The organism is Thauera aminoaromatica S2, assembly GCF_000310185.1.
Taxonomy (GTDB): Bacteria; Pseudomonadota; Gammaproteobacteria; order Burkholderiales; family Rhodocyclaceae; genus Thauera; species Thauera aminoaromatica.
Genome location: NZ_AMXD01000040.1, coordinates 20,343 through 28,555, shown reverse-complemented (window position 1 = coordinate 28,555; position 8,213 = coordinate 20,343). Strand labels below are relative to the sequence as shown.

The following is an 8,213-nucleotide window of genomic DNA, read 5'->3' as shown; positions in this document are numbered from 1 at the left end:
CCGCTGCGCCGGCCGCAGCTCCCGCTGCCGCCCCTGTTGCGGCCGCGCCCGCCGCCGCTCCGGCCGGTGCCGCGGGCGAGGGCACCTACAAGAAGGTTTGTGCGCTTTGCCACGCATCCGGTGTTGCCGGGGCTCCGATCCCGGGCAACAAGGCCGACTGGGAGCCGCGCGTCGCACAGGGCAAGGACACGCTCTACAAGCACGCGATCGAGGGCTTCACCGGCTCGAAGGGCATGATGCCCCCGCGCGGTGGCGGCGCTTCCTTGACCGACGATGAAGTCAAGGCTGCGGTCGACTTCATGGTTGGCAAGTTGAAGTAAGCCGGACTGCGGCAGTCCGCTGCGGCGGACGACGATGTGTTTTTCGCGGGGCCTGCGGGCCCCGCTTTCCATCGCGCGCCGGTGCGCTCAGTGCATATGATGGGCGTGGTTGGCGTCGCGCAGGCTGGTGACGACGCTGGCGTCCACCTGCTCGAAGGTCAGTGCGCGGCCGCCTTGCTCGGCGATGAAGGCCTGCGCTGCGGCGGTGTCGGCGAAGGCCGGCAGATCGGGGCCGCGCATCGGCCCGCGCGCGCGCGAGTCGCGCACGAAGACGGCCTGGCGGGCGGGAAGCCAGGTGCCGTTGCGGAAGTCGGCGACGTACATCGCCGCGGCCTCGGCGGCGGTGCGCGTGCTGCCGAAGCTTGCCGGTTTGTCCAGGAACATGAACAGGTCGACCGGCGAGTCGAAGAAGTGCGCCGCGCCGTCCTCGAAGACGATCTGCGCCGCCCAGCGCGGGAAGCGTGCCGGATACATGCCGCATACGGGGCAGCGTGCGTCCGCGGGGATGGGCCTGGCGTCGTATTTGCCCAGGCCGCTCGCAGGGTCGTACGGATGGGCCTGCGCCGCCCGCGTCGGGGTGACGACGCAGATGTCTTCCGCGGGCGGCTCGAAGCTGCGGCCGGCGCGCGTCGTGTAGTCCCACAGCAGCGCGCTGCCCGCGGCGAGCGAGACGGCGGCGCCGGCGAGCAGGAGCCGGCGGCGACCGCGTACGATGCTCACGTGCCGAAATCCGCGAGTTGCGGATCGCGACCGAGGACGTCGATCACCCGCGCGAGGTTTTCCTGCGGACTGCGCCGCGGATCGGTGAGCGGATCGGCCGCGACGCTGCCGTCGGCCCGATGCAGATGGTTGGGTGTGGTCTCGAGTTGCGGATGAACGGGCGCGGTGTCGATGCCCAGTTCGACTCCGTCGATGTCCGCGCTCGTGCGCCAGCGCAGCGAGTAGGCATCGGGTGCGGCGTAGCGCACGGTGAGGACCACTCCATTCCTGAGCACCAGGTTCAATGCATCCTGCGACAACCGTGCGGGGGCAAGCAGTGCACCTTCGTGTGCGCGCTCGACGTAGTCGAGCAGTTCGGTGTGCAGGCTCATCAGCGGTTGATCTCCCGCAGGCGCTCTCCCACGACCTGGCGTGCGGCCTCGTGGGTATCGGCCAGGATGCGCGCGGCGAGGTAGTGTTCGTAGCCGGGATGTTCGTCGACCGCGCCGGCGGCGATGCGGGCGAGCAACTCGGCTTCGTCGTTCGCGCCGATGGCGGCGAGGACCTTGCGGCGGTTTTCGCGCGCCTCGTAGATGAGCCGGGCGATCTGCTCGAGCTCGAGGGCCTGCTCGGGGGGGATGGCGTCGAAGATCGGATTCATCGTGGTGCCTGTCCTGCTTACATGGACTGATCGTGGAGGGCGCCGCCGTCGAGGATCGCCATGTCGGGCGTGACCTCGTCGAAGCGCAGCACCTTGCCGCCGTTCTCCGTGGCGAAGGCCTTGGCGTCGGCTTCGTTGGCGAACGAGGCCGCGGTGGGGCCCATCGCACCCATGCGCCGGGAGCCGAACACGTACCAGGCCTTCTTCGCATCGATCCAGTGCCCCTGGGGGGCGTTCCACGAGGCCTTGGCCATGTCCTGCACGAAGATCGCGGTGACCAGGCGGGCCTGCTCCGGGTTCAGGTATACGTTGAACATCTCGATGGTGTCGCAGAACCAGTCGGGGCGCTCCACGCCGGCGTAGTGCATCTGGACCTTGGAGCCGGGGTAGTCGGCCAGCAGCATGCCGTCGAGCGCGCAACTGGTGGCGCGGTCGATCTCGAGCGGCGTCACGGTGCCGCTGCCGGCTCCCTGCTTGCCGCTGCCGCAGGCCGCGAGCAGCCCGGCGGCAACGCCGGCGATCAGGAAGCGGCGACGGCTCGGGCAGGCGTGATGTGTGCACATGGGGAAATCACTCGATACGGTTCGTTTGGAAGGAGTGTTCAGCGGCGGAAGCGCCACGTCGCGATCGCCAGCGGACCCGCGATCCATGCCGCCATGACCAGCCCGAGCAGCCAGGGCCGCGCCAGCGCGGGCGGGAAGACGGTCGACAGGCCGTAGAGCGTGCGGACGTCCTCCATCGAGAAGATGTTCAGGATGCGGAAGACGTCGGCCGGGTTGAACAGCAAGGCGTAGGGCAGCGCTTCGCCGCCCCACCGGCCGGCGGTGACGACCAGCACGCCGAGCACCAGGAGGTCGAAGATCAGCACGAAGAAGAACCAGGTGGCGATCGCCAGGCCGGAGGCGCGGGTACGGTCGGCGGCGAATACCGAAAGCATCACCGCGATGCTCAGGAAGGCGCAGCCGAGCAGAACCGAGCTGAGCATGAAGCCGAAGTAATGGAACAGCGAGCCGAGGTCGAGCTGCGCCGACAGCACCACGCCGACCAGGCCGAAGCCGGCGACGGTGGAAAAGGTGAGCGCGCCCGCGAGGCCGAGGTATTTGCCGAGCAGGAGTTCGAGGCGGGTGATCGGCATCGACAGCAGCAGGTCGAGCGAGCCGCGTTCGCGCTCGCCGACGATGGCGTCGAAGCCGAGCACCAGCGCGATCAGGGGAATCAGGTAGATGACCAGACTGACCAGGCTGGCGATGGTGACCTCGATCGAACGGAAGCCCACGGCGCCCTGCTGCGCCGAGCCGAAGTAGGCGATCGACAGCGCGAACACGGTGAACACCAGCGCCACGGCCAGGACCCAGCGGTTGCGGATGCGGTCCCAGAACTCCTTGCCGGCGATGGTGGCGATCTGTGAAAACTCCATGGTCCGCCTCTCAGTCCGAAAAGCCGAAGAACACGTCTTCGAGCGAAGGCTCGCGCACCGTGAGGTCGCGGACCTTGCCATTCAGGGTGGCCAAGGCGGCGATCACCGCCATTTTGGCATCGCGCGCGCACTGCACCGCGACATGGCCGTCGCGGGCTTCGATGGCGCCTACCGGCAGGCCGCCGAGGGCGTTGCGCACCGCCTCGAAATCCTCGGGCGCGACGCGCACGTCGAACCACAGCGGCAGATCCATCTGCTCGCGCAGGGCCTGCACCGTGCCGGTGGCCTGCACCTTGCCCGCGGCCATGATCGCAAGGCGGTCCACGCGTTCCTGGATCTCGGCGAGGATGTGCGAGGTGATCACCATGGTGACTCCCTCGCTCTTCAATTGCCGCAGGATGGCGTAGAAGCCGCGGATCGCCTCCGGGTCCAGACCGGTCGTCGGCTCGTCGAGGAACAGGATGCGCGGCTTGCCGAGGAGGGCCTGGGCGAAGCCGAGGCGCTGGCGCATGCCCTTGGAGTATTCGCGCACGCGACGCTTGGCCGCGTGCATCAGGCCGACACGCTCGAGCACTGCGGCGTTGTTCGCCGTCGAGACGCCCTTGAGACGGGCGAAGAAGTCGAGCGTTTCGGTGCCGGTGAGGTTGTCGTAGAGCACGACGTTCTCGGGCAGGTAGCCGACCTTGCGTCGCACCGTGCGGAAGTCGCTGCCCGGCACCGGCGCGCCGTCGATGCGGATCTCGCCGGCGGTGAGCGGGATCAGCCCCAGCATCATCTTGAACATGGTGCTCTTGCCCGCGCCGTTGTGGCCGATGAGGCCGAACAGCTCGCCGCTGCGGACCTCCAGGTCCACGCCATCCACCGCGTGGATGGGGCCGTAGTGCTTGCGAACGCCGCGGGCGACGATCACCGGTGCGCCGGGATCATTCTGAGCGGGGGAAATGTCTGCCACGCCATTGGCTCCAGTCAGGTTTGTTCGGTTCCATGCGCGGCCTGGGGTCCACGATGCTGGGCGCACGCAGCAGGGGAAACTGCTGGGCCACCATGCGCAAGGTCTGGATGGCTGGGCTGCCGAGCAGCAGCTTCATCATCGGGTGACGCCAGGTCAGGCGGTCGACCAGGTCGTTGGCCTCGTACCGCACGTCGCCCAGGCCGTCGCCGTTGCGGTCCCAGCCGAGGTAGTTGCTCCAGTGGTTGCCTTCCTTCTCGCCCCAGATCATGTCGTGCGCGGCCACGTAGCGGATCTGCTCGCGGTTGCCGATGAAGTCGTTGCGCTCCACCTTGTTGTTCTTGGACCCCGCCCACAGGTGGATCCCGACCACGTTGTCGATGATCTGGTTGCCGCGCAGCTCGTTGTACTCGGCATCGTAGATGAAGAAGCCGCGCTGGTTGCCGGCGACCACGTTGTTCTCGATCACGGCGTCCTGGATCGAGCGCAGCATGATGCCGTGGTCCGAGTTGCCCCAGGCGCGGTTGTTGCGCACCACCTGGTCGCGCACTTCCATCAGCGCGAGACCGCCGCGGTTGTACCAGGTCTCGTTGTCCTCCCAGACGTTGCGGTAGGAGGTCATGTAGTGCGTGCCGTAGCGGCTGTGATGCAGCCTGTTGCCGCGGAAGAGCGCGTCGTGGGAGACGTCCACGTAGATCGCGTCGCGCACGAAGCTGATGTTGTTGCCGATGATGCGCGCGCGCTGGGTGTTGTAGAGCTGGATGCCGTTGCCGCGCTTGGGCGAGTCGAAATCGCGCTTGCCGGTGATGAGGTTGTTCTCGATCAGGACGTCGTTGGCCTTCTCGATCCACAGCCCGAACAGGGTGTAGGAGAAGTCGCAATTGCGCACGACCGCCTTGTGCGAGCCGGGGTAGATATAGACGCCGGCGTGCTGGTAGAGGGTGTCGCCGCCCGAGTTGGCGACGATGAGCCCCTCGATGGTGACGCCCTCCGCCTTTATGCTGATGGTGTTTTCCTTCAGCTCGCCGTCGATCGTGGGGCGCTCGATGCCGCGCAGGGTCAGCGGCTTGTCGACCAGCAACTGGCCGGCGTAGCGTCCGCGCTCGATTTCGATCACGTCGCCCGGCGCTGCGCGGTCGATCGCTGCCTGGATGGACTCGCCCGGCGTTACCCGCCACGGCGTGGCTGCAGCCGGCGTGGCCAGTGCGGCGAGCAGGGCTGCGGCAGCCAGGAGGCGAGGAAGACGGTGGAGGGAGCGCATTGCAGGGGGGCGTTTGACAGTGGGGCAGAGTATGCGACGCAATGTCGCAGCGAGACTTGATCTAGGTGAAGTGCCCGGCGGCGGCGGGCCCGCAGAAAACGGCGCGCCGCCCCGGGGGCGGCGCGCAATGTAACCCGGGCGGGCCCCGGATGTCAGACCTGCACCAGGCCCATGCTCTTCAGCACGATGAACAGGGCGGCGCCGATCAGCAGGTTCTTGAAGCCCACGTAGCAGATCATGTCCATGATGCTGGCGCGGCGGTAGCGGCTGCCCCACCACGGACCGTCCTTCACGTAGGGCTTGGAACCCAGGCGCACCGCCACCTCGAACACGCTCCAGCCGAACCACCAGCCGATGATGGCACCGGGCGTCATGTTGCCCATCGCTGCCAGGATCCAGGCCACGCTCGCGGCCGCGGCGAGCGCCAGGCCGGCGGCCTGGACGACGCGCTGGCGCTGGAAGCCGTTGCGGCTCCACGGCCACAGGTGATCCCAGATCTCGGCAGGCAGGCGGCTGGCGGAGCCGCGGCTGGCATAGGGCGGCTCCACCTGCTCGGTCAGAATGCGCGGATCGACCATGATCGAATCCTCCTCGAATGCAGTGTCTTGATCAGGCCCGCGGCGCTGCGGGCGCCACCGGCTTGATCGGGATGTAGTAACCGTCCTTGCCGATCGGGGTCAGCGGCAGGCCGTCCTTGGTGCGACGCTTGCGTTCCTGTGCCAGCGGCGGGCAGGCGTGGTCGTCGGTGTAGAGGACCATGCAGTCCAGGCAGAGCATGCATTCGCGATGGTCGATGCGACCTTTCTCGTCGATCGCCAGTGAGCCGCAGCCGACCGCGCAGGCCTTGCAGCTGTCGCATTCCTGCTTGCGGCGCAGGCCGAACCAGCGGAAGGTCGAGGGCATGGCCAGCGAGGCGCCGAGCGGGCACAGGTATTTGCAGAACGGCCGCTCCATGAAGATCGACAGGCCGAGCAGGCCGGCGGCGAACAGCGTGTAGGGCCAGCTGCGGTTGAACAGGCCGACCAGGAAGGTGGTCTTGAAGGGTTCGACCTCCGCGAGCTTCTCGGCCAGGCCCATCGAGAACATCGATACCGCGAGCAGGCCGAAGAACACCGCGTACTTCACCCACTTCAGGCGGTTGTGCCACTTCATCGGCAGCGCGAACTGGAAGCGCTTGAGGCCGATCGCGCCGCCCACCTTGTACAGCAGTTCCGACAGCGAGCCGAACGGGCACAGCCAGCCGCAGAACAGGCCGCGGCCCCAAACGAACACGGTGACGATGATGAAGATCCAGAACAGGAAGATGAACGGATCGGTGAGGAACAGCTCCCATTCCCACTTGAACAGCAGCGAGTGGAACCAGGTCAGCACCTGCGTGATCGAGGGCTGGGCGAGCAGGCCGAAGCCGACAAAACCGATGCTGATGATCCACGCGCTGTACTTGAAGGCGTTGACCGGCCACTTGTTCTTGCGCGTCGAGCGGCGGGTCAGTTCATCGCGCTTGGCATAGACCACCGCCACCGCGACGAGCAAGGCGGAGAACAGGACGATCTCGAGCGCACGCGTCTTCCACACGCGGACCCAGGGCGCATCGGGCTTCTTGACCTCGGGCCGGCCACCCTCGATATAGGCGTCGGGCAGCCAGTATTCCCTGTCGAAGTTGATGAAGGTGCGCGCACCGGTCTCGCGGTCGATGCGGTTGCCGAGGAAGATGAACTTCCATGGGAAGGCGCCGGAGAACGAGGATGAGCGCACGATGAAGATCGCCGACTCGGTGAAGGACGGCGCGCCTGGTGCGGAAATCCCATAGAGGTTGTAGTAGTCGAGGTCGCGGAAGGTGAACACGTCCTGCCCCTGGCGAAGCTGGACACGGTCGTAGATGCCCCCGCGCACGAAGCCCGAGCCCTTGAACGACTCCCTGCCTGCGGTGCGGATGACGAAAAGCGCGTGTTCGCCCTCCTTGATGCGTGCCATCAGGTCGCGCCAGCCGGTTTCTCCCATGATCGCGCGGCCGACCTCGGGATGGTTCAGATAGCCGTACCAGAGGTCGATGAACGGGTCCTTGCCACGCTCGAGGCCGACCTGCTCGGGCATCACGGTCAGGCGTTGCACCACGCCTTCCTTGACCATTGTCGCCCAGTCGAGCTTGCGGCCGCTGTCGACGAACCTGGCCTGAGGGCGGACGGTCTTTTCAAGGATGCCGACCTGGCGCCCGACTGCAGCGCCCGACATCATCATCACCTGGTTCTGCGCGATGACCGTGACGGTGGCGCCGGAGATGGCATCGAGGCCGATGATCTCTTCCTCGGGGCGCGAGCGGCCGATCTCGATGTTGGCGCCGACGAACTTGCCCAGGTATTGGTTGTTGAACTTGACCAGCGCGGATTCGGGGATGCCGAGCAGCAGGATCGGTTCGGAGTGCTTGAGGATCTTGATGCCGGCGAAGTTGCCTTGCGGGGTAAGCCCGATCAGCGTGATCACGGGCTTGCCGGAGTAGGCCGGGGTGTCGGTGACGTCGGTCGATAGCACCACGTAGCCCACCAGCTTGCGTTGGCCGTTTTCCTCGGCGTAGCCCTCGACGTAGGGCGGCTGACCCTTGCGCTCCGAGAAGCTGGTCGCGCCGGGCAGGACCTCCTTGCAGGGCACGTAGTCGCACAGCGCGGGTGAGGTGTTGATCTCGGGAGGCAGGTTCGCCTCATAGGCGCTCTGCGCCGAGACCTGCGCAGGCAAGAGGGTTGTGGCAGCGAGCAGGGCCGCCATCGCAATGCCCCGCAGGGCGGAGAGGGGCTTCATGATGCGCTCCATAAGTAAATCACGATGGAGTTTAGGGGGTGGGGTCCGGCATGTATTTGTCCAGCGTCAAATTGCCGGTGGGCACGCCTCGAAACGCGAGCGGACTGCAGAAA

Annotated in this window: 10 protein-coding genes; 1 reads left to right on the top strand and 9 read right to left on the bottom strand. The window is 66.8% G+C overall.

The window, feature by feature from the left end; all coding sequences use genetic code 11:
• The coding region (locus C665_RS08375) for a c-type cytochrome (protein ID WP_004305214.1) at nucleotides 1-320 on the top strand (320 nt) is incomplete at its 5' end.
• Between the two features lie 87 nt (nucleotides 321-407).
• Here C665_RS08375 and C665_RS08370 read toward each other — a convergent pair.
• From C665_RS08370 to C665_RS08330, 9 genes are all read right to left on the bottom strand, one after another.
• The gene (locus C665_RS08370) at nucleotides 408-1,040 is read right to left on the bottom strand and encodes a nitrous oxide reductase accessory protein NosL (protein ID WP_004305212.1); all 633 of its coding nucleotides are present in this window, start codon (nucleotides 1,038-1,040) and stop codon (nucleotides 408-410) included.
• A complete protein-coding gene (locus tag C665_RS08365; protein ID WP_004305210.1) occupies nucleotides 1,037-1,411 on the bottom strand; it encodes a toxin-antitoxin system TumE family protein in 375 nt (124 codons plus the stop codon). Before C665_RS08365 ends, C665_RS08370 begins: the two co-directional genes overlap by 4 nt.
• Nucleotides 1,411-1,680, bottom strand: coding sequence for an MJ0235 family protein (locus tag C665_RS08360; RefSeq protein WP_004305209.1), 270 nt, complete (start codon nucleotides 1,678-1,680; stop codon nucleotides 1,411-1,413). Before C665_RS08360 ends, C665_RS08365 begins: the two co-directional genes overlap by 1 nt.
• Before the next feature lie 17 nt (nucleotides 1,681-1,697).
• The gene (locus tag C665_RS08355) at nucleotides 1,698-2,243 is read right to left on the bottom strand and encodes a nitrous oxide reductase accessory protein NosL (RefSeq protein WP_004305207.1); all 546 of its coding nucleotides are present in this window, start codon (nucleotides 2,241-2,243) and stop codon (nucleotides 1,698-1,700) included.
• A gap of 38 nt (nucleotides 2,244-2,281) precedes the next feature.
• Nucleotides 2,282-3,097 carry an ABC transporter permease gene (locus C665_RS08350; protein WP_004305205.1) on the bottom strand — a complete coding sequence of 272 codons (816 nt, stop codon included), beginning with the start codon at nucleotides 3,095-3,097 and terminating at the stop codon, nucleotides 2,282-2,284.
• 10 nt (nucleotides 3,098-3,107) lie between these two features.
• Nucleotides 3,108-4,049 carry an ABC transporter ATP-binding protein gene (locus C665_RS08345; protein WP_012584572.1) on the bottom strand — a complete coding sequence of 314 codons (942 nt, stop codon included), beginning with the start codon at nucleotides 4,047-4,049 and terminating at the stop codon, nucleotides 3,108-3,110.
• A complete protein-coding gene (locus C665_RS08340) occupies nucleotides 4,021-5,307 on the bottom strand; it encodes a nitrous oxide reductase family maturation protein NosD (protein ID WP_040828827.1) in 1,287 nt (428 codons plus the stop codon). The genes C665_RS08345 and C665_RS08340 overlap by 29 nt, the downstream gene beginning before the upstream one ends.
• A gap of 152 nt (nucleotides 5,308-5,459) precedes the next feature.
• Nucleotides 5,460-5,885, bottom strand: coding sequence for a hypothetical protein (locus C665_RS08335; RefSeq protein ID WP_004305198.1), 426 nt, complete (start codon nucleotides 5,883-5,885; stop codon nucleotides 5,460-5,462).
• A 31-nt stretch (nucleotides 5,886-5,916) separates the two neighbouring features.
• Entirely contained in the window at nucleotides 5,917-8,100 is a 2,184-nt protein-coding gene (locus C665_RS08330) for a NosR/NirI family protein (protein WP_040828830.1), read from the bottom strand.
• Nucleotides 8,101-8,213: the final 113 nt, after the last annotated feature.